The 25784-nt window shown below is 67.9% G+C and carries 22 protein-coding genes, 1 tRNA gene and 1 pseudogene; 14 read left to right on the top strand and 10 right to left on the bottom strand.

All coding sequences use genetic code 11. From position 1 onward, the window contains the following. Positions 1–22: 22 nt before the first annotated feature. Positions 23–268 carry a DUF1272 domain-containing protein gene (locus HWX00_RS31095; RefSeq protein ID WP_034189046.1) on the bottom strand — a complete coding sequence of 82 codons (246 nt, stop codon included), beginning with the start codon at positions 266–268 and terminating at the stop codon, positions 23–25. 304 nt (positions 269–572) lie between these two features. Then, positions 573–3680, bottom strand: a complete 3108-nt coding sequence (locus HWX00_RS31100; protein ID WP_175027338.1) for a biosynthetic peptidoglycan transglycosylase — start codon at positions 3678–3680, stop codon at positions 573–575. Positions 3681–4102: 422 nt separating this feature from the next. Here HWX00_RS31100 and HWX00_RS31105 point away from each other — a divergent pair. Continuing rightward, a pseudogene (locus HWX00_RS31105) lies at positions 4103–4496 on the top strand (MAPEG family protein). Between the two features lie 9 nt (positions 4497–4505). Here HWX00_RS31105 and HWX00_RS31110 read toward each other — a convergent pair. Next, complete coding sequence (locus HWX00_RS31110; RefSeq protein WP_049029828.1) at positions 4506–5423, bottom strand: LysR substrate-binding domain-containing protein; 918 nt, start codon at positions 5421–5423, stop codon at positions 4506–4508. A gap of 199 nt (positions 5424–5622) precedes the next feature. On the opposite strand from HWX00_RS31110, the gene HWX00_RS31115 reads away from it, so the two are divergent. From HWX00_RS31115 to HWX00_RS31130, 4 genes are all read left to right on the top strand, one after another. Beyond that, positions 5623–6939 (top strand): MFS transporter, encoded by a 1317-nt coding sequence (locus tag HWX00_RS31115; RefSeq protein ID WP_175027339.1) that lies wholly within the window; start codon positions 5623–5625, stop codon positions 6937–6939. 39 nt (positions 6940–6978) lie between these two features. Then, on the top strand, positions 6979–8451 hold the full coding sequence (locus tag HWX00_RS31120) for an amidase (protein WP_082744749.1): 1473 nt from the start codon (positions 6979–6981) through the stop codon (positions 8449–8451). Positions 8452–8567: 116 nt separating this feature from the next. Further along, the gene (locus tag HWX00_RS31125) at positions 8568–9770 is read left to right on the top strand and encodes a porin (RefSeq protein ID WP_034189050.1); all 1203 of its coding nucleotides are present in this window, start codon (positions 8568–8570) and stop codon (positions 9768–9770) included. 144 nt (positions 9771–9914) lie between these two features. Then, on the top strand, positions 9915–10199 hold the full coding sequence (locus HWX00_RS31130) for a PAAR domain-containing protein (RefSeq protein WP_034189051.1): 285 nt from the start codon (positions 9915–9917) through the stop codon (positions 10197–10199). A 46-nt stretch (positions 10200–10245) separates the two neighbouring features. Here the strand turns inward: HWX00_RS31130 and HWX00_RS31135 are convergent, their stop codons facing one another. Together HWX00_RS31135 and HWX00_RS31140 are read right to left on the bottom strand one after the other, a co-directional pair. Beyond that, a complete protein-coding gene (locus HWX00_RS31135; RefSeq protein WP_034189052.1) occupies positions 10246–10557 on the bottom strand; it encodes a cupin domain-containing protein in 312 nt (103 codons plus the stop codon). A 59-nt stretch (positions 10558–10616) separates the two neighbouring features. Continuing rightward, positions 10617–11300 carry a DJ-1/PfpI family protein gene (locus HWX00_RS31140; protein WP_049034669.1) on the bottom strand — a complete coding sequence of 228 codons (684 nt, stop codon included), beginning with the start codon at positions 11298–11300 and terminating at the stop codon, positions 10617–10619. 117 nt (positions 11301–11417) lie between these two features. Here HWX00_RS31140 and HWX00_RS31145 point away from each other — a divergent pair, with 117 nt between their 5' ends. Next, complete coding sequence (locus tag HWX00_RS31145) at positions 11418–12389, top strand: GlxA family transcriptional regulator (protein WP_049034671.1); 972 nt, start codon at positions 11418–11420, stop codon at positions 12387–12389. 176 nt (positions 12390–12565) lie between these two features. Then, positions 12566–13540: a LysR family transcriptional regulator gene (locus tag HWX00_RS31150; RefSeq protein ID WP_049034673.1), complete on the top strand. Its 975-nt coding sequence runs from the start codon at positions 12566–12568 to the stop codon at positions 13538–13540. 73 nt (positions 13541–13613) lie between these two features. Here the strand turns inward: HWX00_RS31150 and HWX00_RS31155 are convergent, their stop codons facing one another. The 5 genes from HWX00_RS31155 to HWX00_RS31175 all read right to left on the bottom strand — a co-directional run bounded on the left by HWX00_RS31155 (position 13614) and on the right by HWX00_RS31175 (position 19049). Continuing rightward, complete coding sequence (locus HWX00_RS31155; protein WP_175027340.1) at positions 13614–14306, bottom strand: hypothetical protein; 693 nt, start codon at positions 14304–14306, stop codon at positions 13614–13616. Between the two features lie 324 nt (positions 14307–14630). Further along, positions 14631–14707, bottom strand: a tRNA-Met gene (locus tag HWX00_RS31160). A gap of 162 nt (positions 14708–14869) precedes the next feature. Beyond that, positions 14870–16528, bottom strand: coding sequence for an MFS transporter (locus tag HWX00_RS31165; RefSeq protein WP_049029339.1), 1659 nt, complete (start codon positions 16526–16528; stop codon positions 14870–14872). A gap of 227 nt (positions 16529–16755) precedes the next feature. Further along, positions 16756–18303 carry a sensor histidine kinase gene (locus tag HWX00_RS31170; RefSeq protein ID WP_034189062.1) on the bottom strand — a complete coding sequence of 516 codons (1548 nt, stop codon included), beginning with the start codon at positions 18301–18303 and terminating at the stop codon, positions 16756–16758. Between the two features lie 17 nt (positions 18304–18320). After that, positions 18321–19049, bottom strand: a complete 729-nt coding sequence (locus tag HWX00_RS31175; RefSeq protein ID WP_034189063.1) for a response regulator transcription factor — start codon at positions 19047–19049, stop codon at positions 18321–18323. A 188-nt stretch (positions 19050–19237) separates the two neighbouring features. Between HWX00_RS31175 and recA the strand changes: the two genes are divergently transcribed. The 7 genes from recA (at position 19238) to HWX00_RS31210 (ending at position 25673) form a co-directional block, all read left to right on the top strand. Continuing rightward, positions 19238–20311: a recombinase RecA gene (recA, locus tag HWX00_RS31180; protein WP_034189064.1), complete on the top strand. Its 1074-nt coding sequence runs from the start codon at positions 19238–19240 to the stop codon at positions 20309–20311. Next, entirely contained in the window at positions 20311–21180 is an 870-nt protein-coding gene (gene recX, locus HWX00_RS31185; RefSeq protein ID WP_175027341.1) for a recombination regulator RecX, read from the top strand. Before recA ends, recX begins: the two co-directional genes overlap by 1 nt. Before the next feature lie 145 nt (positions 21181–21325). Further along, a complete protein-coding gene (locus tag HWX00_RS31190) occupies positions 21326–21934 on the top strand; it encodes a DUF2889 domain-containing protein (protein WP_034189066.1) in 609 nt (202 codons plus the stop codon). Between the two features lie 68 nt (positions 21935–22002). Then, a complete protein-coding gene (sucC, locus tag HWX00_RS31195; RefSeq protein ID WP_006477915.1) occupies positions 22003–23169 on the top strand; it encodes an ADP-forming succinate--CoA ligase subunit beta in 1167 nt (388 codons plus the stop codon). Between the two features lie 69 nt (positions 23170–23238). Continuing rightward, positions 23239–24120 carry a succinate--CoA ligase subunit alpha gene (sucD, locus tag HWX00_RS31200; protein WP_006477916.1) on the top strand — a complete coding sequence of 294 codons (882 nt, stop codon included), beginning with the start codon at positions 23239–23241 and terminating at the stop codon, positions 24118–24120. Positions 24121–24276: 156 nt separating this feature from the next. Further along, positions 24277–24981 (top strand): TerC family protein, encoded by a 705-nt coding sequence (locus tag HWX00_RS31205; protein ID WP_034189067.1) that lies wholly within the window; start codon positions 24277–24279, stop codon positions 24979–24981. A gap of 95 nt (positions 24982–25076) precedes the next feature. Then, a complete protein-coding gene (locus HWX00_RS31210; protein ID WP_034189068.1) occupies positions 25077–25673 on the top strand; it encodes a pilin in 597 nt (198 codons plus the stop codon). Positions 25674–25784: the final 111 nt, after the last annotated feature.

Raw genomic sequence — 25784 nt, forward strand, 5'->3', positions numbered from 1 at the left:
AGAGGCGGGCGGCGCGGCGCCGTCAGGCGTTCGCGCAGCCGCCCGGCTTGACGACGCGTTCCGTCGACGCCGGGTATTTCGCGAGCAGGCTCGCCGGCCGGCGCGGGCGCGCGACCAGGTCGCCGCCGCAGTTCGGGCAGCGACCCTTCAGCACGTCGTCGGCGCAGGTCGCGCAGAACGTACATTCGAACGTACAGATGCGCGCCTCCGCCGAATCGGGCGGCAGGTCCTTGTCGCAGCATTCGCAGCCGGGACGCAGTTCGAGCATGATGGTTTTTCCTGGGTCGACGAGGGGCGGGACGCGTGCCGCCCGACGTCGCGGGCGGCGCATGCGAGCGCTACTGTACGCGTTTGGATCGGCCTGGCCAACGGTGTTCGCCCGGATGCCGTGCGAGGCGCGCGCCGCTCCGGGAGACGAACGTGCTGGATCGCGGAAACCGCCGCCGTGCGGCGGCGGCCAACGTCTGCCGTCTCGAGAATGTCTACCTCGACGCGCCGCCCGCCGGGCACGACGATGGCCGCCCGCGCCGAGCGGCGCGCGGCGGCGCGACCGGTCGTGCAGTCATCGGGAATCAGGACGGTTGCGCCGACGCGGCGTCCGGCGCGGGCGTTTCCGCTTGCGGCGCCGGGCCGGCCGTCCGCGTGCCGGTGCCGGCCGGGCGCTCGATCAGCGGCGCGAGCGCCGGCGCCATCGACTTCAGCAACTGCACGGCCATCGCGCTCGTGAAGTCGTAGCGGGCCGCGTAGGGTTCGTGCGCGGTTGCCGTCAGGACCCCGAAGAACCGGTCGCCGATCACGAACACGAACGTGCCGCTGCGGTTGACCTTGCGCGACTCGATCAGCCGCGCGCCGCGCGCGTAGACGTTGAAGCGCTGGTCGCCCGTCCCCGTCTTGCCGTACACCGGGAGCGTCTTGCCGTCGGGCAGCGTGAGGCCGCCCGCGAGGCGGCGCGCGGTGCCGTTCAGCACGACGTCGCGCAGCAGCGTGTGCGCCACGTTGACGACCTCCGGCGGCAGCATCGGCTGCGGTTGCGCGGCCGCGCGCACGAAGCGCGTTTCGTACGGCGTGCCCTTCGCGAAGTCGAGCCGCGTGATCGTCTCGGTCGGCGCCTTCTGGCCGCCGTTCGCGATCAGGCCGATCAGTTTCGCGAGTGCGTCGGGCTGGTCGCCCGACGCGCCGATCGCCGCCGCATAGGACGGCGTGACTTCCGCGAACGGGTAGCCGAGGGCGCGCCACGACTTCGTGATCTCCGCGTACGCGCGCAGCTCGACCATGCGGCGGATGCGCCGGTCCTGCGTCGCGTGGTAGCGCGTCTTGTACAGCCACGAGTACGTGTAGAAACGCGCATCGCGGCTGTCGCGCTGGACCTCGCCGAGCGACGCCGTCGGGTGCGCGCGCAGGTAGTTGAGCGTCCACAGCGCGAGCGGATGCACGCTTGCGATATAACCGCGGTCGTTGAGGTTGAAGCGGCCGATCGCGTACTTCGCGTAGAGCGCGGCGAGATCGTCGTCGGACAGCGTCGCCGCCGGCGTGCCCTTCAGCTGCGCGCGCATCTGCGCATCGAACCAGGCGAGCGATTCGTTCGGCGCGACGCTGCGCAGCACGGTCGCGATCTTCGGCGGCGACTTGCGCACGTCGCGCAGCAGCAGCGCGAGCGCATCGTCGGGTGCCTTGCCCGCGTAGCGCGTGTAATAGCGCCTCACGTAGACCTGGCTTTCGCCGTCGACGAACTGCTGCAGGTAACGCCGGCGCTGGTCGGGATCGCCGAGCCACGACGACGAGGGGCCGGCCGCCTGCAGCATCTCGTAGTGGACGATGTCGCGCATCAGCCGCACGAACACGAGGTTGACCGAGTGCTCGAACGCCGCGTGCAGCGTCAGGATGCGGCCGTTGTCCGACTTTTCGAAGTTCGAGAACACCTGCGCGCCGCCGCCCGTGTAGAACACGTCGGGGCTCGCCGAGTACTTGCGTTCGACGGCCGCGTCGAGCATCGCCTGCAGCGAGCGGTCGCGCGTATGCGACAGGTAGTCGAGCGCCCAGCGCGACAACTGGTCGATCGGGTCGGGCTTCACGCGCGCGAGCTCGGCGTTCGACAGGCTCGCGTAACGCGCATGCAGGTCGGACACGATCTGCAGGTACGTGATCAGCGTGCGCAGCTTCGCGGTCGAGCCGAGGTTGATGCGGCCGCCGCGATTCACGTCGAACGGCTGGTTCACGCTGTCGGTCTGCACGCGCAGCAGGTTCGCGCCGTTGCGGTGTTCGTACAGCGTGAAGCTGTACGTGAGGTGCGACGGGTCGTCCTTCGGCGCGAGCATCTCGAAACCGTACAGGCCGGCGGCCTGCGCGCCGTCGCGCGTCGACGCCTGCGCGAGCCGTTCGGCGACGGCCTGCTGCACGCCGTTGTCGAGCGTGCTGGTCGCCTGCAGGTCGAGCTGGTCGAGCTGGTACAGGTCGCTGATGCCGAGCGCCGACAGCAGCGATGCGCGCGCGGACGTCACGGCCTTGCGCGACACGAACGACTGCACGTGCGCGGCGGCGGGCGGCGCGCTGCGCTCGATCTGCGCGGCGAGCGCGGCATCGCGCAGCGCGGGAGAAATCACGCCGCCGTTCGACAGCAGCCGCAGATAGCTGTCGGTCAGCTTCTGCAGTGCCGGATAACCGCGGTTGAGGAAATACGACGGCGCGCGCTGCGCGATGATCAGCGACAGCACCTCGCGGAACGTCTTGCCCTGTTCGTCGATGTTGTCGCCGGTCGTCGGCGCGGACAGGATCCGGTTCACGTCGTTGAAGTCGCGGCCGTACCACGCGGCGAGACCGTCGCCGATGCCGGTGATTTCGCCGACATGCGGCCGGGCGGCGAGCGGCACCGAGTTCAGGTAGCGCACGACGATCGTGCGGCGCGCGAGCATCGTCTGCGGGCCGTTCAGGTACGCGCGCACCGACGCGGACGCGATCTGCCGCAGCTTTTCGGGCGGCGTCGCGGTGCGGCCTTCGGGCGAATGGCGGAACTTCTCGATCTGCGTCGCGAGCGTGCTGCCGCCCGGGCGCGCCTGGTGACGGTTGACGACGTGCAGCGCCTGGTCGGCGAGCGCGCGGCTGAAGCGACCCCAGTCGATCGCCGGGTTGCGGTTCGGCTCGTTCGCGTCGAGCAGATAGCGATCCTCGATGAACAGCAGCGAATCGACGACCACACGCGGCACCGTGTCGAAGTCGGCGTACACGCGCTGCGGGAACACGGTCGCGAACAGCGGTGCGCCGGTCGAATCGAACAGCATCAGGCCGGCCTGGTCCTTCTCTTCGTAAGGGAGGAACAACCCGCGATCGCCGAGCGACAGCATCCGCTGCGAATCGCGCGCCTGCTTGCCGACGACGAAACCGCGCGCGAGCAGCCGCTGCTGGAATGCCGGAAGCAGCGCGTAGCCGAGGCGCTGGTCGTAGGGGCCGTTCGCGGGGAAGCGGATGTGATCGCTCGGGCCCGTTTCGATCGTGTAGCCGACGTCGCGGGTGAGTTCGGACAGGTAATGCGCCTGCATCCGGGACGTTTCGATCTCGGTCTGCACGAGCCGCGCAACGATCGCCACCGCGATCAGCAGTGCGGCGAGCAAAGACCACTTGACCCACGTCCAGACCGATGCGGGACCGGTCACGCGCGGCAGGATACGATTCAGCGGCCGATTCATGGCGGCGTCTCCCTGAGGGCGCGGTTGTCCGGCCGCACCCCATTAAGGATTAGTGTAGTCCTCCGCAGCGGGCTGCCAAGGGCGTCGACTACCGAGATGCGCCGATGCAACGCGCGTGCCCGTGAGGCGCGGCAACGGGCGCCGCGCCGCGATGGTGCGCGCCGCCGCGGCGTAACGTTTGCGCGTGGCGCGCGGCGTAGCCCGCGCGGCAGGAAGCGGCGGCGGGCAGGCCCGCGTGGCCGGGCCGCCGGACGATGCACGGATTTCGTGCGTCGCGGTGCCGCTGCAATTCGGGCCGGAACCCGCGCGTGGAACGCGCGCCGTCGCCCAGCGACGCTACGGGTTTCCGCGATAGCCGCGCGCGCCGACGGCGAGTACGATCGCCGGAGGTACGGCGCATTTCCGCTTACGCCCGGCGTCCCATGACGATCCATCCCGTCGCGCTCGTGTGCACGGCCATCCTCGGGCTGCTGCCGTTCGGCGGGCTCGGGCTCGTCGTGTCCGTCACGCGCTTTCGGCACACCATCGGAGCCGGGTATGCGCCCGACCCGACGAACGGGCTCCACAAGGTCGCGCGCGCATGGCAAGACAGCCGAATATGCGCCGTTTCTCGCCGTGCTGTTTCTCCATGTCGGCGCGCATGATCCGTCGCGCGTGATCCTCGCGCTGATCGTCGCGGCAACCGTGTGCCGCTGCCTGCTGGTCGTCTTATTGCTCGCCTGGCCGACGATGGCCGACCCGAATCCCGTGCGGTTCACCGGCGCGCTCGGCACCTATCCGTGCGGAGCCGCGCCGTGCATCGCGCTGTTCGCCTGAGCGGCGCCGCTACCGCCACAGCAGCGCCGCGCGATCGTGCCGGCGCACGGCTTCGACGAAGCAGTGGATCAGGTAGTCGCAGGCCAGCGTGTTCAGCGCATCGCGGCGCGTGAGCACGCCGACCGACACGGACGGAATCGTTTCCGCCACGTCGATCGCGACCATCCGCTCGCGGATCCAGTCGACTTCCATGAAGCGCTTCGGCACGCACGACACGGTGTCGGTGTGGACGGACAGTGAAAACGCCGCGCTGAACGACGTGCATTCGACGATCGGCCGCGGCGCCGGATAGCCGTGCGCGACGAACACGTCCTGCAGCAGCCGGCCGATGCTTTCCGGCGATGTGTTGAGGATCCATTGCGCGTCCTGCAACTGCGCCAGCGACGTGCAGTGACGCAGCGGATTGCTCGCGCGCGTCATCAGGATCAGTTCCGATTCGAGCAGCGGCCGGAACGTGAATTCCGGCGACAGCCGTGCCGCATCGACGATCGCGATCACGAAGTCGAGCGAGCCGTCGCGCAGCCGCGGCAGCGCGGTGTCGAGAAACCCTTCCCGCACGTCGAGGCGGATCGTCGGCATCCGCTGGCGAAAGGCGTCGAGCGCGGCCGGCAGGAAGCCGAGCGACACCAGCGGCGTCAGCGCGCATGCGAGCGCGCCTTCCTTGCCGCCCGACAGCTGGATCACGTCGTCGCGCGCGTGCTGCATCTCCGCGAGGATCAGCCGCGCGCGTGCGTAGACGGCCTGCCCGAAACGCGTGAGCTGCGCGCCGCGCGCATTGCGCGTGACGAGCGGCACGCCGAGATCGAGTTCGAGTTCGCGAATCGCCTTCGTCAGCGCGGGCTGAGACAGATGGATCGCGCGCGCGGCCGCGCGCAGGCTGCCGTGTTCGGCGATGGCGGCAAGCGCCCGGAGCTGGTGGTGTTTCACGGCGAGGCGGGGCGCGGCGGCAGTGGCGACGTTCGTATCCTACACCGCGTCGCGGCGGGGAAAGCACGCGATAACCGTGCGTTATCACGATCGAAAAATGTCGCTCCGGGCTGCGTATTTTGAATGCCTAGACTGCGTGCGCAGGCCGTCGAACGGGCCGGGCACACGACACGCGTAACCAGTACGGAGACATACCTTCATGAAGGCGCCCCGAGCAGACAGCATGTTCGGCGGGCATGTCGGCGACGTTGCCGCATCCCCGTCCAATCGTCAGCTGATTGTCGCGATCACGATCGGCAACGGCCTCGAATTCTTCGATCTCACCGTGTTCAGCTTCTTCGCGGTGCTGCTCGGCAAACTGTTCTTTCCCGCGGTCTCCGCGCAGCAGCAATTGCTGATGTCGGTCGCGACCTTCGGCGTCGGCTTCATCGCGCGGCCGGTCGGCGGCGTCGTGATCGGGCTCGTCGCCGACCGCTTCGGCCGCGTGCCCGCGATGAACCTCACGCTCGTCACGATGGCGATCGGCACCGGGATGATCGGCGTGCTGCCGACCCATGCGCAGATCGGCCTCGCGGCGCCCGTGCTGGTCGTCGTCGCGCGGCTGCTGCAGGGCTTTTCGGCCGGCGGCGAGGTCGGCGTGTCGACGTCGCTGCTCGCCGAGCGCGCGCCGGCCGGCGAACGCGGCTACTACACGAGCTGGCAGTTCGCGAGCCAGGGCGCCGCGGCGCTCGCCGGCTCGTTCGTCGGCTTCCTGCTGTCGCATTTCCTCGATACCGCCTCGCTCGAAACGTGGGGCTGGCGCGTGCCGTTCCTGCTGGGCGTGCTGATCGCGCCGATCGGCCTCTACCTGCGCGCACGCTTCAGCGCGATCGAACAGCACGCGCCGGCCGCGGCTGCGCGGCGTTCGTCGGCGGTGCTCGGCACCGTGCTGCGGCGCGACGGCGGTGCCGTGCTGACCGCGCTCGGCCTCGTGGTCGGCGGCACGGCCGCGCACTTCATCGTGCTGTATTACATGTCGACGTACGCGATCAAGGTGCTGCACCTGCCGATGGATACCGCGCTGTGGTGCGGGATCCTCTCCGGCGCGGTGATGTTCGTCGCCGCGCCGATCGGCGGGCGGCTGTCCGACCGCACCGGCAGCAAGCGCGTCGCGCTGTGGTCGCGCGTCGCGCTGACCGTGCTGATCCTGCCGGGCTTCTGGCTGATCCGCGCGGTGCCGTCGATCGCGACGATGTATGCGGTCGTGATGCTGCTCGCCGCACTGCACTCGATCAACGCAGGCGCGAACGGCGTGATCCTCGCCGAGCTGTTCCCGAAGAGCACGCGCGCCACCGCGCTGTCGATCGCGTATGCGGGCGGCGTGTCGATCTTCGGCGGCTTCGCGCAGTTCATCGTCACGTGGATGATCGGCGCGACCGGCAATCCGGCTGGGCCCGCGTGGTACGTGATCGTCTGCGGCGTGCTGTCGCTCGTCGCGCTCGCGTTCGCGTCGGATCGCAGCGAACACGATGCGTGATTGCCGCCGTCTCCTTCTTTCCTCCTCGCGCCGAACCGTATGACCGCCACCGTTTCGCTTTCCTCACCGCCCGCCGACGTCACGGCCGGCGAACTGTGCGACCTGTCCGCCCGCACGATGCTCGACCTGCTGATGACGCGGCAGATCAGCGCGTGCGACCTGCTCGACGCGCATCTCGCCCGGATCGCGACGGTGAACCCTCGCGTGAACGCGCTCGTGACCGTCGTCGATCCCGACCTGCTGCGCGCTCGTGCGCGCGACATCGACGCCGGCTGGATGCGCGGCGCATGGCAGGGGCCGCTGCACGGTCTGCCGGTGTCGCAGAAGGATCTCACCGCGACGCGCGGCGTGCGCACGACGTACGGCTCGGCGTTGTTCGCCGCTCACGTGCCGCAGCATGACGCGCTCGTCGCGCGCCGCTGCGCGAGCGCTGGCGCGTTGATGATCGGCAAGTCGAACACGCCCGAATTCGGCGCCGGGTCGCACACGTTCAACGACGTGTTCGGCGCGACGCGCAACCCGTGGGACCTGACGCGTTCGGCGGGCGGCAGCAGCGGCGGCGCGGCCGCCGCGCTCGCGTGCGGGATGAATCCGCTCGCGTGCGGCAGCGACATGGGCGGGTCGCTGCGCAATCCGGCCGCGTGGAACAACGTGGTCGGATTGCGGCCGTCGCCGGGCCGCGTGCCGCGCGCGCCGGACCTGAACGGCTGGGCGACGCTCGGCGTCGACGGGCCGATGGCGCGCGACGTGGCCGATACCGCGCTGCTGCTGTCGGCGATCGCCGGGCCGAGCGGCGAGACCGCGACCGAACTCGCGGAACCGGGCGTACGCTTCGCGCAGCCGCTCGAACGCGACTTCCGCGGCACTCGCATCGCGATGTCGCGCGGCTTGCCTGGCGTGCCGGTCGATCCGGAGATCGGTCGGGCGGTCGATGCGCAGGCGCGTGTGTTCGCGGCGCTTGGCTGCGAAGTCGAATTCGACGATCCCGACCTGTCCGATGCGGAGGACGTATTCCGCATCGAGCGCGCATGGATGATCGGCACGCTGGTCGACGGATTCGACGAAGCGCAGCGTGCGGCGCTGAAGCCCGAGATTCACGATGAATACCGGCTGCATCGGTCGCTGACGGCCGCCGATCTCGGCCGCATGTTCGTGCGCAAGACGCGGCTGTTCGAGCGGATGCGCGCGTTCATGCAGCGCTACGCGTTCTACGTGCTGCCGGCCACGCAGATGATGCCGTTCGACGTCGACCTGCGCTCGCCTGCGCACGTGCAGGGTGTCGCGAGCACGTCGTACATCGACTGGATGCGCGTGTGCTGGTACCTGTCGTCGACCGAGGCGCCGATCCTGTCGGTGCCGTGCGGCTTCGGCGCGACCGGTTTGCCGATCGGCATGCAGATCGTCGGCCGCTACCGCGACGACTGGGGCGTGCTGCAGTTCGGTCACGCGTACGAAGTCGCGGCCGGCCGCCGCCGGGTTTCGCCCGCCGTCGTCGCCGACGCGATGCGCTAGCCGTCTTCCCCGATTCACCGCTGACCGTTCCGGTATGCACCGGAGCAGGCCGCGCGCCTGCGGGGGACGCGCACGCCTGCGTTTTGCCATTCGACCCGCGCAATGGAGACCTTCCGATGAAAAAACGGCTGTTGGCAGGCGCGGGCGTCGCGCTGATCGCGGGTGCGGCGCACGCACAGAGCAGCGTGACGCTGTACGGCATTATCGACGAGGGGCTGACCTACACGAGCAATCTCGCGGTCGCCGGCCCGAACGGTGCCGTGAGCGGCAAGCCGGCGTGGCGGATGCTCGGTGGCGTGCAGCAGGCGAGCCGCTGGGGGCTGCGCGGCGTCGAGGATCTCGGCGGCGGGCTGGCGGCCGTCTTCACGCTCGAGAACGGCTTCGACCCGAGCACCGGCAAGCTCGGGCAGGGCGGGCTGATCTTCGGCAAGAAGGCGTTCGTCGGGCTGTCGGGGCCGTTCGGCACCGTCACGCTGGGGCGTCAGTACGACACCAACGTCGATTTCCTCGGGCCGCTCGAGGCCGCCGCGCTGTTCGGCGGCTACATGGTTGCGCACCCCGGCGATCTCGATAACGTAAACAACGCGAACTCGACCAACAACGCGATCAAGTTCACGAGCCGCGACTACGGCGGATTCCGCTTCGCGGCCATGTACGGCGTGGGCGGCATCGCGGGCGCGGCGACGCGCAACCAGGTGTGGTCGATGACGGCCGGCTACGCGCGCGGGCCGCTCGTGGTCGCGGCCGGTTACCTGAATGCGCGCAATCCGAACGTGTCGTTCTTCGGCACGACCGGCAGCCCCGCGCCGGTCGTCGGCGGCGTGCCGGGCAACAACATGCTGTCGCCCGTGTATGCCGGTTATGCGTCGGCGCGCACGCTGCAGGTGGCGGCGGCGGGCGGCACCTACGCGATCGGCGCGGTGACGCTCGGCGCGATGTACACGAACACGTCGTTCCGTCGACTCGGCGACCTGTCGTCCGGGCCGAACCCCGGCGGCGTGTCCGGCAACGCGGTGTTCAACAACGTCGAGGCCAGCGTGCGCTACCAGTTCACGCCTTACCTGTTCGGCGGCGTCGCGTACGACTACACGCGCGGCGGTGGCGTGAACGGCCGCGACGGTGCGACGTACCACCAGGTCGCGGCCGGGCTCGACTACTTCCTGTCGAAGCGCACCGACGTGTACCTGACCGCCGTTTATCAGCGCGCATCGGGCACCGACTCGACGGGGCGCGCGGCGGTCGCCGCGATCAACGGCCCCGGCGCGTCGGCGAACGACCGCCAGTTCGAGGCGCGGATCGGCATCCGGCACAAGTTCTGACGGGGGCGGGCGCGGCAACCGGCAGGCGGCCGCCGCGCGCGGTGATATGCTCGCGGAACGTCCGCGACCGACGGGCGGATTCCGATTGCCCGCATGCGGCCGCGTTGCCGCGCCGCGCGGCGTTTCCGAGGGAAGAACCGACACATGAGCCGCAAATTCATTCTGAAAGGCGACACGACCGACCACGGTGGCGTGGTGCTCGAAGGGATCGCCAACTCGTCGTTCGACGGACGCGAACTCGCCTATCTCGGCGCACCGGTGCTCTGCGCCGCGTGCAAGACCACCGGCGTGATCGTGTCGGACGGCGGCGAGCGGACGATGACCGTGATGGGCAAGGTCGTCGCGCTCGAACACGACCTGTGCCAGTGTCTGTGCACGCCGCAGCCGAAGCTGATTCCGTCGCAGGCAACGGGGACGATCACCGGCTGAAGCCCGCCTTCGTCGTACGTCGTCGTCGCGCGGCTGCAGGCCGCCGTCAGACGCTGCCTTCCGTTTCGATCACGAGGATGCGCGCTTCGCCGAGCGGGTGCGCGACATGCTCCATGCCGGCCGTCGCGTGGAAGACATCGCCCGTTTCCAGCACCGCCGCATGCTCGACGCCCGCTTCGCGATAGCGCATCTCGACGCGGCCGTCGAGTACCGCGAACACCTCCTCGCCGTCGTTCACGTGCCATCGATAGGGCGCGTCGGTCCAGTGCAGCCGGACCGTGATGCCGTTCAGTTTCGCGATGTCGAGCGCGCCCCATGCGCGGTCCGCCGTGTAGTCGGCACTCCGGACAATGTTCATCGATGCGTGCTCCGGCGCGAATGCGCGTCGTGTTTCCGTCATTTCATTGGTATCCGCATTCAGCGCGACGTCGCGCGCAGCGCTTGCTCGACGATCGCCTTGCGCTTCGCGAAGCCGGCGGCCGACCGTTCGGTGACGCGCTTCACGACCGCTGCCGGCGCGGTGTCGGGCGAGCCGGCAGCGAACGGCGGCGCGGGCGCGTATTCGAGCTGCAACTGGATCGCCTGCGCTTCTTCGTCGCCCACCAGCTCGGCGGCGATCGTCAGCGCGAAGTCGATGCCGGCCGTCACGCCGCCGCCCGTGATCAGGTTGCCGTCGCGCACCACGCGCTCGCGCACGGGCACCGCACCCAGCGGTTCGAGCAGCGCGTGGAACGCCCAGTGCGTCGTCGCGCGCCGCCCGTGCAGCAGGCCGGCCACGCCGAGCAGCAGCGCACCCGTACAGACCGACGTCACATAGCGTGCGGCGGCCGCGCGCTGCTGCACGAACGCGATCGTTTCGGCGTCGAGCAGCAGTTCGTTGATCCCGATGCCGCCCGGAATGCAGATCACGTCGAGCGGCGGACAGTCGTCGAACGTGCAGGTCGGCGTGAGGGCGAGGCCGCTGCTCGACGCGACGGCGTCGCGCGACTTCCAGACCAGGTGGACGGCTGCGTCGGGCAGCGACGCGAGCACGTCGTGCGGGCCGGTGAGGTCGAGTTGCTGGACGCCCGGAAATACGAGAAGGCCGATATGCAGGGTCATGCGAAGACTCCGAGTGGAAGTGGAGCGCGCCGTTGCCGGCACGGGATGGACAGATCGATTCTAGGCGCGTAGTGTTTGGCGAAATTGCCATATCACCCACGTTTTCAGCCAATCGCCATGCCTGCCGCTCCGCGTTCGATCCTGGTCCTCGCGTTCCCGCGCGCGCAACTGCTCGACGTGTCGGGGCCGCTGCAGGTGTTCGCCTCCGTCAACGAGCTCGCGCTGGAGCGCGGGCAGCCGGCGCCGTATGCGCCGCGCGTCGTGGCGGTCGACGCGGGGCCCGTCGAGACGTCGTCGGGCCTCGTCGTGATGGCCGAGTCGCTGCGCTCGGCTGCCCGCCCTCCCGATACGCTGATCGTCGCCGGCGGCAAGGGTGTGCATGCGGCGTCGAAGGATGCGCGGCTGGTGCGCTGGGTGCGGCAGCAGGCCGGGCGCGCGCGGCGTGTGGCGTCGGTCTGTACCGGCGCATTCCTGCTCGCCGAGGCCGGGCTGCTCGACGGGCGGCGCGCGGTCACGCACTGGGCGCGCTGCGACGAATTCGCGGCGCGCTACCCGAACGTGCGCGTCGAGTCCGATCCGATCTTCATCCGCGAAGGCGCGCTGTGGACGTCGGCCGGCGTGACGGCCGGCATCGATCTCGCGCTCGCGCTGGTCGAGGAGGATCTCGGGCGCGCGACCGCGCTCGACGTCGCACGCGAACTCGTCGTGTTCCTGAAGCGTCCGGGCGGGCAGGCGCAGTTCAGCGCGATGCTGTCGATGCAGCGCACCGACGACCGGTTCGGCGAACTGCATGCATGGATGGCCGAGCACCTGACGGCCGACCTGTCGGTGCCCGCGCTGGCCGAGCGCGTACGCATGAGCGAGCGCAGCTTCGTACGCCACTATCGCGCGGGAACGGGCCGTACGCCCGCACGCGCGGTCGAGCAGATCCGCGTCGAGGCCGCGCAGCGCCTGCTCGGCGAAACGGCGTGGCCCGTCAAGCGGATCGCCGCGCGCTGCGGCTTCGGTTCGGAGGAGACGCTGCGGCGCAGTTTCGTGCGCGTGCTCGGTGTGTCGCCGCAGGGCTATCGCGAACGCTTCGTGCGATGACGTGCGGGGCGTGATCGAGGACGGAGCGGCTGCTGTCCGGAACTGAACGGAAACCGGTCGGTTTCGAATCCGAAATGCCAAAACTATTCAGGATCGGAGAACAATAGGCGGGGGCTTGTGCCGCGCCCGTCGCGCGCTCTATTCTGTTCCGTTGGCGATTCGAAGGGGGAAGCAGGATGGACCGAATCCAGGCAATGGAAGTTTTTACCCGTGTGGTCGACGCGAACAGCTTCACGCGCGCGGCCGATACGCTCGCGATGCCGCGCGCGTCGGTGACGACCATCATCCAGAATCTCGAGGCGCTGCTCGGCGTGCGCCTGATGCACCGGACGACGCGCCGGCTGTCGCTGACGCCGGAGGGCGCCGCGTACTACGAGCATTGCACGAAGATCATCTCGGAGATCGCGGAAGCCGACGCGAGTTTCCAGGCCGGCAACCGCAAGCCGAGCGGCGTGTTGCGCGTTCACATGCCGAGCTCGCTCGGGCGGCGCATCGTGCTGCCGTCGCTGTCGATTTTCCGGCAGCGCTATCCGGACATCACGCTCGAGCTGGGGCTGTCCGATCGCTATGTGGATCCGGTCGAGGAGGGCATCGACTGCATGATCCGCGTCGGGCCGCTCGAGGATTCGTCGATGGTCGCGCGGCGCATCGGCATGCTCAAGCGCGTGACCTGCGCGTCGCCGGAATATCTGGAGCGTCACGGCGAGCCGCACGAGATCGCTGATCTCGCCGAGCACCATGCGGTGAATTTCCGTTCGAGCCACGGCGCGCGGGCGATTCCGTGGGTGTTCATGATCGACGGCAAGCCGTTCGAGGTGCGGATGAACGGCAGCGTGACGGTCAACGATTCGGATGCCTACGTGACGTGCGGGCTCGAAGGGTTCGGGATGATCCAGCCGACGCTGTTCATGGTGCTGCCGAACCTGCTCGACGGTTCGCTGGTCGAGGTGCTGCCGGACTGCAATCCGAAGCCGAAGCCGATTTCGATCGTCTATCCGCACAACCGGCATCTGTCGCAGAAGGTGCGGGTGTTCGCCGACTGGATCGCGGAGGTGTTCGAGTCGACGCCGGCGCTGGAGGGCGGGGAGAACTGGCGGGGGCGGGTGGGGGCGCAGGCGGCGAAGCAGCAGAGAGGGGCGGTAGCGGCGTAAGGCGACGAGACTTGCCGTGAATGCCTCATCCGTCGATCGTCGGGCAGCTGAACCGTCACGTCTTATGGCGGGCCTACCAGCGGATCGCGTACGGATTTTCTCCGAGCGTCCAGTGCCCGTTGTCGTCCCGTTCGAGGAGAATGCCCTTGTGCGCCCAGCCGTCCTCTTCGGGATAAAACGTCAGCGAGCCCAGCAGGTCCGGGTCGGCCAGCCACGGCGTGGCTGGCCGACCCGGCTTCCACAGGAAATTGACCCACGAGACCAGGTGCGGATTGTCGTCGAACGGATTCTTGGACGGCTCCATGAATTTTTTGACGCCACCATAGGTCACGTGCGCGCAGAACAGGTTCACCATGAGCAGCGCCCGTCCACCGGGAACCGACCCGTCGGTCGTCTCGAGTTCCTCGTACCGGTAGAACGACTTTCCGACGGAGGTGAGCGCGATGGGGCTCAACGGGACATGGGTGTCGCGTGATTCGTAGTCCGGATTTCTCACGGTCGGTCGTCCTTTGCCTGCATTGAATTTCGCGGTAATCAGTCCGCGGTTGATCAATGCCTGCACGTCTGATCTCACTACGCCGTCGACCCTCGGCAAATCCTTCGCATTGACGTCCGCAGGAAGTTCGGCGCCGGCCAGGCTGACGCAGGCGTCGGTCGGAGCGGTGTTCTTGTCCGCGAGCGCGGCCTTCAGGATTGCGTCGATCTTGCTTTTGTCCAGGTCGTCTCGCGGTGAAACGACCCGCATGCCAACCAGCACGGCCACCACACCTGCCACCGATCTCGACCGGATTTCGTCGTGGCCGGTTCGCGATCTTGCCTACAGCCGGCGGATGCTGGCGGAGACCGGAGCGGTCGACGCGATGTGATTTCGCCGCGGGAGCGACGAACGTCGGGAAAAAACGGGATGGGTGGGCGGTCGCGACACGCCGGAACGGGCCATGCTGGCGGATGCCATTAAGCGCATGACGGATCCCGATTGCGGAACCCGCTGGACCGGGCGTACGCGATGTTTATCGGCGGGGGCTGCTGCCGGAGCCACGCAGCAATGAAAAAAGCCGCTGTTTCTTTCGAAACAGCGGCTTTTCGCATTTGGTGGCGAATCAGGGATTCGAACCCCGGACCTGCGGATTATGATTCCGTCGCTCTAACCGACTGAGCTAATTCGCCGTGAAGAATTGAATTATGTCGGTCGGCCGCCTGGCTGTCAACAGCTTTTTACATCTCCCGTGAAAAAAGTTGCCGGATGACCCACGACGCCCTCGCGGCAGGGCGGTTTGCCGGTCGCCGGAACACCCGTCCGGCAACCCGCATCCGCCCGCCCGGACAACCTCAATCCTGCGCGTAGATGTTCGAGTCCTTCGTCTCCTTGACGAACAGCAGGCCGATCACGAAGGTGGCCAGCGCGATCACGATCGGATACCAGAGGCCCGAATAGATGTCGCCCTTCGCCGCGACGATCGCGAACGCGGTCGCCGGCAGGAAGCCGCCGAACCAGCCGTTGCCGATGTGATAGGGCAGCGACATCGACGTGTAGCGGATCCGCGTCGGGAACATCTCGACCAGCATCGCGGCGATCGGGCCGTACACCATCGTCACGTAGATCACGAGGATCGTCAGGATCACGATCGTCATCGGCCAGTTGAGCTGCGCCGGGTCGGCCTTCGCCGGGTAGCCGGCCCCCTTCAGCGTCGATGCGAGCGTCTTGTCGAACGCCGCGCCCTGCGCCTTCGCGTCGGCCGCCTTGCCGTCGTAGGTCTGGATCACCGTGTCGCCGACCTTGATCTGGGCCAGCGTGCCGGCCGGTGCCGCGACGTTCTCGTAGTTCAGGCCGGCCTTCGAGAGCGCGCTCTTCGCGATGTCGCACGAGCTGGTGAACTTCGACGTGCCCACCGGGTTGAACTGGAACGAGCAGGTGGCCGGGTCGGCCAGGACCGTGATCGGCGCCTTCTGCGTCGCGAGCTCGAGCTGCGGGTTCGCGTAGTGCGTGAGCGCCTTGAACAGCGGGAAGTAGGTCAGCGCTGCGATCAGGCAGCCCGCGAGGATGATCGGCTTGCGGCCGATCTTGTCCGACAGCGAACCGAAGAACAGGAAGAATGGCGTGCCGATCAGCAGGGCGATCGCGATCAGGATGTTCGCGCTGGCCCCGTCGACCTTCAGCGTCTGCGTCAGGAAGAACAGCGCGTAGAACTGGCCCGTGTACCACACGACGGCCTGGCCGGCCGTCAGGCCGATCAGCGCGAGGATCACGATCTTCAGGTTCTTCCACTGGCCGAATGCTTCGGTCAGCGGCGCCTTCGACGTCTTGCCTTCCGCCTTGATGCGCAGGAACACCGGCGATTCGTTCAGCTGCATCCGGATCCACACCGACACGGCGAGCAGCAGGATCGACGCGACGAACGGCACGCGCCAGCCCCAGCTGCCGAACGCTTCCTCGCCGATGAACGTACGCACGCCGAGGATCACGAGCAGCGACAGGAACAGGCCGAGCGTGGCGGTCGTCTGGATCCACGCGGTGTAGAAGCCGCGACGGTTCGCCGGCGCATGTTCGGCGACGTAGGTCGCCGCGCCGCCGTACTCGCCGCCGAGCGCGAGGCCCTGCAACAGCCGCATCGCGATGAAGATCACGGGCGCGGCGATGCCGATCGACGCGTAGCCGGGCAGGAAGCCGACCACGAACGTCGAGACGCCCATGATCACGATCGTCACGAGGAACGTGTGCTTGCGGCCGACGAGGTCGCCGAGCCGGCCGAACACGATCGCGCCGAACGGCCGCACCGCGAAGCCGGCTGCAAAGCCGAGCAGCGTGAAGATGAACGCGGCGGTCGGATTGACGCCGGAGAAGAAGCTCTTGCTGATGTAGGCCGCGAGCGAGCCGGCCAGGTAAAAGTCGTACCACTCGAACACGGTGCCGAGCGACGACGCGAAGATCACCTTCTTTTCTTCGCCCGTCATCGGCGAGTGCGAAATTTGCCCGCCTAACGTTGCCATGAATCGTCTCCAAGTCCCTTGATATAGATATGCGGCCGCCTTGGGAGGGGCGGGCCTGACGACGATTATTGGCACGGAAACTTACGGCGGACTGACTCGCGCGCACAAAACGACTGCACGTTAACCCGTGCCGAATCGGCCGCTACACGCGTCGATTGTGGCGCGATCGTCCGGTAAATCGCCGGTTTCGACGCATTTGCGCCGGCCGCCGGCGGTGCGCGTCAGGGTTAATCCGGGGCGGTGCCGGTCAGCGGCAGGCTGACACGCACGAGCGTGCCGGCCAGGCGGGGCGCCTGCTGGTAGACGTGATCGTCGAGCGTCAGCGTGCCGCCGTGCTGGGTGGCGATCTCGCGCACGATCGCGAGCCCCAGGCCGCTGCCGTCGCCTTCGCGGCCGAGGATCCGGTAGAAGCGCTCGACGACGCGTTCGCGTTCGGCGGCCGGGATGCCGGGGCCCGTATCCTCGACTTCGAGATGCACGAGCCGCGCCGCCGGGTCGGCATGCACGCGTACGGTGATGCGGCCGCCTTCGGGCGTGTAGCGGATCGCGTTGTCGATCAGGTTGCCGAGCATCTCGCGCAGCATGACCGGATTGCCGTCGACGTCGAGCGGCGCGTCGTCCGGCGGCCCTTCGTAGCCGAGATCCATCCGCTTCGCGAGCGCGGCCTGCACCCAGTCGCGCACCGCGCGCCGCGCGAGCGCGGCGATCTCGACCGGCTCGAACGTGAGGCCGCTCGCGCGGTTCTCGGCGCGCGCGAGCGCCAGCAGCTGCGTGACGAGCCGCGCGGCCTGCTCGGAACTCGTCGCGATCTGTTCGAGCGAGCGCTGTACGTCGGGCGGGACCGGGTGGCGCAGCGCGAACTCGGCCTGCGTGCGCAGGCCCGCGAGCGGCGTCTTCATCTGGTGCGCGGCGTCGGCGATGAAGCGCTTTTGCAGCGCCATGTTCTGTTCGAGGCGCGCGAGCAGGTCGTTGAACGACGTGACGAGCGGTTCGATCTCGGGCGGCGCGCGCTGCGCCTCGACGGGCGACAGGTCGTCGGGCCGCCGCGCGCGGATGTGCGCCTGCAGCGCGTTGAGCGGCGCGAGCCCGCGCGACAGCCCGAACCACACGAGCAGGATCGCGAGCGGCAGGATCACGAACTGCGGCAGGATCACGCCCTTGATGATGTCGTTCGCGAGCGCGTTGCGCTTGTCGAGCGTCTCGCCGACCTGCACGAGCACGGGCTGCGCGCCGCTCGATTGCGGCAGGGCGACCGTCGTATAGGCGACGCGTACGTCGTTGCCGCGCAGCAGGTCGTCGCGAAACACGACGACGCCGGGCGGCGGGCGGTCCTCGTCGCGCGGCAGCGGCATGTCGGCTTCACCGGCGACCAGTTCGCCGCGCGTGCCGAGCACCTGGAAGTAAACGCTGTCGACGTTGTCCGCGCGCAGGAAGTCGCGCGTCTGCTCCGGCAGCGTCAGCTCGGCGACGCCGTTGACCGGATGAATCTGCCGGGCGAGCACGTACGCGTTGGTTTCGAGCGCACGGTCGAACGGGCCGTTCGCGATCGTCTTCGCGACGAGGTAGGTGACGGCGATGCTCATCGGCCACAGCAGCAGCAGCGGCGCGAGCATCCAGTCGAGGATCTCGCCGAACAGCGAGCGCGGGCGCGGCGCCTCGGGCGATTCGGTTTCGTCGGGCGGCGCGAACGGGTTCTCGTAGCGCGCGTCGCGCGCCTCGTCGGCGGCCGACGACGGCGCGCCGGTCGGATGGCGGGAATGGGCCGGCGTGGCCATCGCGGCGCCGCCCGCCGTCAGCGCAGCGGCGTGCCGGCCGTCGCGGGCTGGGGCGCTGCCGTATCGGCCGGCGCGGCGGGCGCGGCCTTCTCGAGGCAATAGCCGAGGCCGCGCACGGTCGAGATCCGCACGCCGCTCGGTTCGATCTTCTTGCGCAGCCGGTGCACGTAGACTTCGATCGCGTTGTTGCTGACTTCCTCGCCCCATTCGCACAGGTGATCGACCAGCTGCTCCTTCGACACGAGCCGGCCGATCCGCTGCAGCAGCACTTCGAGCAGGCCGAGTTCGCGCGCGGAGAGATCGAGCACGTGATCGTTCGCGTACGCGATGCGGCCGACCTGGTCGAACGCGAGCGAGCCGTGGCGCACGACGGTCGGGCCGCCGCCCGCGCCGCGCCGGGTCAGCGCGCGCACGCGCGCCTCGAGCTCGTTGAGCGCGAACGGCTTGGCCATGTAGTCGTCGGCGCCGAGGTCGAGCCCCTTCACGCGTTCGTCGACGCTGTCGGCGGCCGTCAGGATCAGCACGGGGAGGTTGGAGTTGCGCGCGCGCAGGCGCTTGAGCACTTCGAGCCCGGACATTTTCGGGAGTCCGAGATCGAGGATCAGCAGGTCGAAAGTCTGCATCGACAGCGCGGTGTCGGCATCGACGCCGCTCTTCACGTGATCGACCGCATAGCCCGATTGGCGGAGTGACCGGGTGAGGCCGTCCGCGAGTATGCTGTCATCTTCGGCGATGAGGATTCGCATGTTGCTGACCGATGGCCGGCGAGGCGTTCGCGCCGACGCGGCTGTCTCCGGAGTTATTCGTGTACAACGCCCCGCATTGCGGGCTTGCATAAACTACTGTTTTTTTATACAGTGTCTGCATTCGTGGGCGGCGCTTGGAAGCGGGCGCGCCTTTAACAGACGCTGCTCATCATAGCAAAGGACGATTCATGGAAGATAGCAAGAAGGGCTCCGGGATGACCGCCGAGAAGAGCAAGGCGCTGGCGGCCGCACTCGCGCAGATCGAGAAGCAGTTCGGCAAGGGGTCGATCATGCGGATGGGCGACGGCGAAGCGGCCGAGGACATCCAGGTCGTCTCCACGGGCTCGCTGGGTCTCGACATCGCGCTGGGCGTCGGCGGCCTGCCGCGCGGCCGGGTGGTCGAGATCTACGGTCCGGAATCGTCGGGTAAAACCACGCTCACGCTGCAGGTCATCGCCGAACTGCAGAAGCTGGGCGGCACCGCGGCGTTCATCGACGCCGAGCACGCGCTCGACGTCCAATACGCGTCGAAGCTCGGCGTGAACGTGCCGGAACTGCTGATCTCGCAGCCGGACACCGGCGAGCAGGCGCTCGAAATCACCGACGCGCTGGTGCGCTCGGGCTCGATCGACATGATCGTCATCGACTCGGTCGCGGCGCTCGTGCCGAAGGCCGAAATCGAAGGCGAGATGGGCGATTCGCTGCCGGGTCTGCAGGCCCGCCTGATGTCGCAGGCGCTGCGCAAGCTGACCGGCACGATCAAGCGCACGAACTGCCTCGTGATCTTCATCAACCAGATCCGGATGAAGATCGGCGTGATGTTCGGCAACCCGGAAACCACGACGGGCGGCAACGCGCTGAAGTTCTATGCGTCGGTGCGTCTCGATATCCGCCGGATCGGCTCGATCAAGAAGAACGACGAGGTGATCGGCAACGAAACCCGCGTGAAGGTCGTCAAGAACAAGGTGTCGCCGCCGTTCCGCGAAGCGATTTTCGACATCCTGTATGGCGAAGGCATTTCGCGCCAGGGCGAGATCATCGATCTCGGCGTGCAGGCGAAGATCGTCGACAAGGCGGGCGCCTGGTACAGCTACAACGGCGAGAAGATCGGCCAGGGCAAGGACAACGCGCGTGAATTCCTGCGTGAAAATCCGGAAATCGCACGCGAGATCGAGAACCGCATCCGTGAATCGCTCGGTGTCGCCAGCATGCCCGATGGCGTAGTCGGCAACGAAGCCGAGGCGGTGGACGAAGAAGAGTGATGGTTGCGCGCCGAGGTCAGGCTGGCGAGCCGGCGGAGAGCGACGCGCCCGAAGCGGCGGGTCGCTCCGGCCGGCGAGCCGGATCCTCGGGCGCCGACCGGCGGGCCGCGGGCAGCGATGCCGCGAACCGCACCGCGACGAGGGCATCCGGCGATGCCCTCGTTTCGTTTGAGATTGCCGCGCCCGACGATCCGTTCGACGACGACGAATCGTTCGACGCGCACGACCGGTCACGCCGTCGCGTGTCCGGTGTCCGCTTCCCGGGCGATCGCGCAGCCGATGCGTCGGCGCCGGCACGGGAAGACGTCTATACCCGCAGCAGCCAGCATCCGCGCCGCACGCGCCGTGCGTCCGGTGCGTCTTCCGGTACTTCATCCGGCGACACGCCGGGCACCGCCGAACGCAAGTCGTCGAAACCGCCACGTTCATTGAAGGGCCGTGCGCTTGGCTATTTGTCGAGGCGTGAATACAGTCGCGTGGAACTCGCGCGCAAGCTCGCGCCTTACGTCGGCGAAGAAGAATCCGTCGAGCCGGTGCTCGATGCGCTGGAAAAGGACGGCTGGTTGTCCGATGCGCGCTTCGCCGAGAGCCTCGTGCATCGCCGCGCATCGCGCGTCGGCGTCGCGCGCATCGTCAGCGAGCTGAAGCGTCACGCAGTTGGCGACACGCTCGTCGAGGAAGTGAACGCGCAGTTGCGCGAGACCGAATGGGCCCGTGCGCAGGCCGTCTGGCGCAAGAAATTCGGTGCACTGCCGCAAACGCCGGCCGAGCGTGCGAAGCAGGCCCGCTTTCTTGCCGCGCGCGGCTTCTCGAGCGCGACCATCGTGAAGTTGCTGAAGGTCGGCGACGATTTCCCGATCGACGACTGACCGGCCGGTCGCGCGCGTGGCGCGCGATTTTGCTGCAATGCAACCGCCTCCGGACAGGCGGGAATACCCGCCGTCGCGTCAAACTGTCTCAAATACCCAATATGCTAAAATCCATGGGTTTTCCTCTTCGGCCTCAACCTCCAGCATGCCGCTATCCGAGCCCGTGCCCCGTCAGTTGCGACATCGACGCGCAATCCGAGCGGAAGCTTACGAGCGCGGCGACGGCTTGTGGGACATCGAAGCCTGCCTGACCGACCACAAGCCGCGCGATGTCGCGCTTGCGTCGGGCATCCGGCCCCAAGGCCTGCCGATCCACGAACTCTGGCTGCGCGTGACTATCGATCGTGAACTCAATGTCGTCGACGCCGAAGCGTCTTCGGAATGGGTGCCGTATCCCGGTCACTGTCAATCCGCCCCGCCTGCCTACCGGGCCCTCATCGGGCTCAATCTCTTCCGCAATTTCCGCCGCAACGCGAACCGGCTGCTCGCCGGCGTCGCAGGCTGCTCCCATCTCACCGAACTGTGCGCCGTGCTGCCGACGGCGGCGATCCAGGCGTTCGCCGGTGACGTGTGGAACGTGCGCGAGGAGGGCGGCGAAGGGCCGGATCACGACGGCGCGCCCGCCGAACCGCCGTTCCAGCTCGGCCGCTGCCGTGCGCTGCGGTTCGACGGCGAGGTCGTGCGGCAGTACTACCCGCGCTGGTACGGCCCGATTCGGCCGGATATGCCCGGTGACGGCAGCACGAAGGAATGAACGGAAATCATTCGAAGAAGCGTCTTAAGCGACTTTTCATCCAACTCTCAGACTGAAGGGAATCACGCATGAAGATTCACGAGTACCAGGGTAAGGAAATCCTGCGGAAATTCGGAGTCGCGGTACCGCGCGGCAAGCCGGCGTTCTCGGTTGACGAAGCCGTCAAGGTGGCGGAAGAGCTCGGCGGCCCGGTATGGGTCGTGAAGGCTCAGATCCACGCGGGTGGCCGCGGCAAGGGCGGCGGCGTGAAGGTGGCGAAGTCGATCGAGCAGGTGCGCGAATACGCGAACCAGATCCTCGGCATGCAGCTCGTCACGCACCAGACCGGTCCGGAAGGCCAGAAGGTCAACCGTCTGATGATCGAAGAAGGCGCCGACATCAAGCAGGAACTGTATGTCAGCCTCGTCGTCGACCGCATCTCGCAAAAGATCGTGCTGATGGGTTCGAGTGAAGGCGGCATGGACATCGAGGAAGTTGCCGAGAAGCACCCGGAACTGATCCACAAGGTCATCGTCGAGCCGTCGACGGGCCTGCTCGACGCCCAGGCCGACGACCTCGCCGCGAAGATCGGCGTGCCGGCTGCTTCGATCCCGCAAGCGCGCGCGATCCTGCAAGGCCTGTACAAGGCCTTCTGGGAAACCGACGCATCGCTGGCTGAAATCAACCCGCTGAACGTCTCCGGCGACGGCAAGGTCACCGCACTCGACGCGAAGTTCAACTTCGACTCGAACGCGCTGTTCCGCCACCCGGAAATCGTCGCTTACCGCGATCTGGACGAAGAAGATCCGGCTGAAATCGAAGCGTCGAAGTTCGACCTCGCGTACATCTCGCTCGACGGCAACATCGGCTGCCTCGTGAACGGCGCAGGCCTCGCGATGGCCACGATGGACACCATCAAGCTGTTCGGCGGCGAGCCGGCGAACTTCCTGGACGTCGGCGGTGGCGCGACGACCGAGAAGGTCACGGAAGCGTTCAAGCTGATGCTGAAGAACCCGGACCTGAAGGCGATCCTCGTGAACATCTTCGGCGGCATCATGCGCTGCGACGTGATCGCGGAAGGCGTGATCGCCGGTTCGAAGGCCGTGAACCTGAACGTGCCGCTCGTCGTGCGCATGAAGGGCACGAACGAAGACCTCGGCAAGAAGATGCTGGCCGATTCGGGCCTGCCGATCATCTCGGCCGACAGCATGGAAGAGGCTGCGCAGAAGGTCGTCGCGGCTGCCGCAGGCAAGTAAGCACGCGCTAATGAACACGTAGGGCGGCGCGGTTTGCACGCGACGCCCATCGAACAGAGGTCAAAATACATGTCGATTCTGATCAACAAGGACACGAAGGTCATCACGCAGGGCATTACCGGCAAAACCGGTCAGTTCCATACGCGCGCCTGCCGTGAATACGCAAACGGCCGCGAAGCATTCGTCGCGGGCGTGAACCCGAAGAAGGCCGGCGAAGACTTCGAAGGCATTCCGATCTACGCGAGCGTCAAGGAAGCGAAGGCGGAAACCGGCGCGACCGTGTCGGTCATCTACGTTCCGCCGGCAGGCGCGGCGGCTGCGATCTGGGAAGCGGTCGAAGCCGACCTGGATCTCGCGATCTGCATCACGGAAGGCATCCCCGTGCGCGACATGATCGAAGTGAAGGACCGCATGCGTCGCGAAGGCCGCAAGACGCTGCTGCTTGGGCCGAACTGCCCGGGCACGATCACGCCGGACGAGCTGAAGATCGGCATCATGCCGGGCCACATCCACCGCAAGGGCCGCATCGGCGTCGTGTCGCGTTCGGGCACGCTGACGTATGAAGCGGTCGCGCAGCTGACGGCACTGGGCCTCGGCCAGTCGTCGGCGGTCGGTATCGGCGGCGACCCGATCAACGGTCTGAAGCACATCGACGTGATGAAGATGTTCAACGACGATCCGGACACGGATGCGGTCGTGATGATCGGCGAAATCGGCGGTCCGGACGAAGCCAATGCGGCGGAGTGGATCAAGGACAACATGAAGAAGCCGGTGGTCGGCTTCATCGCGGGCGTCACGGCGCCTCCGGGCAAGCGCATGGGCCACGCCGGCGCGCTGATCTCGGGCGGTGCGGATACGGCCGAAGCGAAGCTGGAAATCATGGAAGCGTGTGGCATCACCGTCACGCGCAACCCGTCGGAAATGGGCCGTCTGCTGAAGAAGGCGCTGTAATATTTCCCCGGGGTTCGTCCTGCAGAAAACGCCGGCTTTGCCGGCGTTTTTTGTTATGCTCGCGCAATGAATTCGTAAGCACCGGGCATGCGTCGCGCATGTGCCGGCGATGAACCGGGCCGCCTGCGACGCGGCCGCTGTCCTGTCCTCACCGCCATGCTCGAATTCCTGACATCGCTGCACTGGGGCGCCATTCTCCAGATCATCGTCATCGACATCCTCCTCGGCGGCGACAACGCGGTCGTGATCGCGCTCGCCTGCCGCAACTTGCCGGCCAACCAGCGGTTGCGCGGCGTCGTCTGGGGTACCGCCGGCGCGATCCTGCTGCGCGTCGCGCTGATCACCTTCGCGGTCGCGCTGCTCGACGTGCCGTTCCTGAAGCTCGGCGGCGGGCTGTTGCTGCTGTGGATCGGCATCAAGCTGATGGCGCCGGCCGCCGACGCGCACGACGACATCAAGCCGGCCAGCCGGCTGTGGGACGCCGTGAAGACGATCGTGATCGCCGATGCGGTGATGAGCCTCGACAACGTGATCGCGATCGCCGGCGCGGCCGAGCAGGCCGATCCGTCGCACCGGATCGCGCTGGTGATCTTCGGGCTCGTCGTCAGCGTGCCGATCATCGTGTGGGGCAGCACGCTGGTGCTGAAGCTGCTCGACCGTTTCCCGATCGTCGTGGCGTTCGGCGCCGGGCTGCTCGGCTGGATCGCGGGCGGGTTGATCGTCAACGACCCGGTCGGCGACCGCTGGGCGGTGCTGGATACACAGCCGGTGCTCTACGGCGCGAGCATCGCGGGCGCGCTGTTCGTCGTGGCGATCGGCTACGCACTCAGGAAGCGCCACGGCGCGCCGCACGCGCGCTGACTGGCCGTCCGGCCGACTGCCGGCTTCACGGCCCGCTGGCTACGATCGAAACGCCTGCCTTGATCGGCAGGCGTTTTTCGTTTCCGGAGCCTGCCATGTTCGAAGCCTTTTCCGTTTCCCTGTTCCGTCGCGTGGCCGCCGATCTGCGGCGCGCGAACCGGCCCGCGCCGCGCTGGCGGCCGGCCGGCTTCACGCTGATCGAATTGATGATCGTGCTGGCGATCGTCGGCGTCGTCGCGGCCTATGCGATTCCCGCGTATCAGGATTACCTCGCGCGTTCCCGGGTCGGCGAGGGGCTTGCGCTTGCGTCGTCCGCTCGGCTCGCGGTGGCCGACAACGCGGCGAGCGGCGCGAGCCTCGATGGCGGCTACGGCCCGCCGGCCGCGACCCGCAACGTCGAATCGGTGGCCATCGACGGCAACACCGGCCAGATCACCGTCGCGTTTACCCCCCGCGTCGCCGCGGCCGGCGCGAATACGCTGGTGCTCGTGCCGTCCGTACCCGACAAGGCCGATGCGCCCACCGCGCGCGTGGCGCTTAAAAAGGGTGCGATGCAGGCCGGTGCGATTGCGTGGGAGTGCTTCGCCGCCGGCAAGGACGCGTCGTCGCTGCCGGCGCCGGGGGCCGGGCCGTTGCCGAGCGCCACCGCGACGCTGCCCGCGAAATTCGCGCCCGCGGAGTGCCGCGCATAGCGCCGGAGGCGGCGGTCGGCGGCGCGTACGGCGTGCGGGCCGCCGCTTCGGCCGGCCGGGGGCGTCGTTTCGCGCCCGGCTGCGGCGCGACGGCCCCGCACAGAGGGGGGA

The organism is Burkholderia seminalis DSM 23518, from assembly GCF_902832885.1.
Classification (GTDB): Bacteria; Pseudomonadota; Gammaproteobacteria; order Burkholderiales; family Burkholderiaceae; genus Burkholderia; species Burkholderia seminalis.